General features: G+C 71.1%; 2 protein-coding genes. One reads left to right on the top strand and one right to left on the bottom strand.

What is annotated here, in order from left to right; all coding sequences use genetic code 11:
• Window positions 1-949: 949 nt before the first annotated feature.
• Window positions 950-1417 (top strand): LLM class flavin-dependent oxidoreductase, encoded by a 468-nt coding sequence (locus AOK18_RS20030; protein ID WP_240503250.1) that lies wholly within the window; start codon window positions 950-952, stop codon window positions 1415-1417.
• Here the strand turns inward: AOK18_RS20030 and AOK18_RS20025 are convergent.
• On the bottom strand, window positions 1390-1578 hold the full coding sequence (locus AOK18_RS20025) for a hypothetical protein (protein WP_157865136.1): 189 nt from the start codon (window positions 1576-1578) through the stop codon (window positions 1390-1392). The genes AOK18_RS20030 and AOK18_RS20025 overlap by 28 nt on opposite strands.
• Between the last annotated feature and the right edge of the window lie 560 nt (window positions 1579-2138).

The raw sequence follows: 2138 nt of genomic DNA, 5'->3' as shown, positions 1-2138 counted from the left end.
CCGCCGCGCGCGGCGGGCGGAGGTCCGTCGCCGGCACCGGTGCGTGCCCCGGCCAGGGGCCCGCCCCGGGCGGCGGCGGCCGGCCGGGGCCCGTCGGCCGGGCCCGGCACACCGGTCGGCCCCGGGGCGCCGGCCGGGCCCGGGCGGCGGGGTGTGTCACCCCGCCCTCTCCCTCGTCCGCCTTCTGCCTGCACGTACCGGTCCCCGCTCCCTGATCCGATCTGATGGGTGCGACCCCGTGGCGCGGTGCGCCGAGCGACGGGTGTCGTCGTGGTGTCGCCGTACCGGTCGGGGACGCCTCGGAGGACCGAGGGTGCCGGCCATGCGCCGTCCGACCGACACTCACCGTAGTCATCACAGCATCATGTGCGGTGGCCAGTTGACAAACTCGCACGGACAGCGTCCCGCTCTGGTATGAGGCTTCGTACGACAGACCGATAACCCGGCGAGGAGATCGCCGGAAAACGTTCAGGGAACGATTCGCACTGGTCAAAGGCGATCAGCTGAGCACGGGAGGCGGGGTCACCCTCCGCTCCCGACCCGGCCTCCACCACCCCGCGAACTCGTCCGCTCGGCCCGACGGAAGGGTTCCGGCTTCCTCGAAACCCCGGGCGGCACCCAGGGATCCGTCACTCTGTGTATTGCTTTGGGCTGTGGCTGTCGGGTGTTCGCCCCCTTCACGGCCGGCCCGCCCCGGGAACCCCGCACGGCCACCGTCGACGCACGGGCCCGCGCGTCACGGCGCCGCAGGACGGTCTGGCCGCGGGAACAGGGAGCGAGTGACATCCATGGCCACCTTGGGTCACCACGCATCGCCCGAGCGGTTCTCGCCGTCCGCGCTGCTCCGACTGCTCACGGCGGCCCGGGACACCGGGTTCGCGTCCGGCATGTGCTCCGACCACTTCGCACCGTGGAGCACCCGGCAAGGGCACTCGGGGCATGCCTGGCCGTGGCTCGGGGCAGCGCGGCCTCCACCGACCTGCCCATGGGGGTGGTCACCGCGCCCGGGCAGCGCTACCCCCCGGCCGTGCTGGCGCAGGCCGCGGCGACGCTCGCCGAGAGGGCTCCGGGCCGCCTGTGGCCGGCGCTCGGCACCGGGCAGGCGCTGAACGAACACATCACCGGTGACCGCCGGCCTTCCGAGGAGCAGCGCACCCGCCGTCCGGAGGAGTTCTTACGGATCATGCGCGCGTTGTTCGCCGGTGAGGAGGTGTCCCACGAGGGCCTGGTCAGGGTGGACCGGGCGAAGCTGCGGTCGCTCCCGGAACGCCCTCCGCTCCTGCTGGGCGCGGCGGTCGGTCCGCCGACGGCCCGGCGTGCGGCGGCGTGGGCCGACGGGATCATCACCGTCAACCGGCCCGATGACGCTCGGCGGGAGACCCTCGCCGCCTACCGGGAGGGCACGACGTTCGGATAGAAGGTGGCCAGTGCCGACGGAACTCCCAGCCGCTGCGCCACATGGTGCCCCGACTCGAAGTCGTCATAGGGGTGGACCACCAGGTCCGCCCCGTCCTCAGCGGCCGGCCGGGTGTCCTCGTGCAGTTGGGGAAGGGCCTCCTCGAAGCCCTTCCCCAGCATCTTCACAGCATGGGCACGGTCCCGCTTTCCCTCTTTCCCGGACAGTTTCTCCGGCGACCGGCCGCCGCACTTCCGGTTCCTCCGTGTACAGCCGCAGGAGCGGTTCCTCCGTGCACAGCCGCAGGAGCCGGTCGCTCTGGGGGGCGGAAATCTATTCCGCGGTAGGTGGCGAGAGAAACGAACCCGGCGGGCGCCGACAGAACGGCCGTGTACCCCTGGGTATTCAGCGCATGCGCCGGAGCAATATAGGGCTGCACGTCTCCACGACTTCCGCAGGAATAGATCAGCACCCTCGCCATGACCGCCCGTCTCGTCCCGCGAACTCGGCCGACCGCACCTCGATCGGTGCTGTCGAGTGCGACTCACCAGAGAGCAAAGAGGCAGGGCGATCGGTTGTCAAGAGAGACCGGAAAACACTCGGCACGTCATGCCGTCAAGTGCCATAGCAGACCTCTTCTCTCTCCCCGCGATCTCCCTCGGGGCCGTTTTCCGTGCTATATGCGCGAACGGCACTCCAATGGGTTTCACGCTCGCCACCGAGTCGCCCGCCTCCCTCCGCC

This window comes from Streptomyces prasinopilosus (assembly GCF_001419695.1).
Taxonomy (GTDB): Bacteria; Actinomycetota; Actinomycetes; order Streptomycetales; family Streptomycetaceae; genus Streptomyces; species Streptomyces prasinopilosus.
Note: the sequence above shows the minus strand (reverse complement) of the source record. Positions and strands in the feature narration are given on the sequence as shown.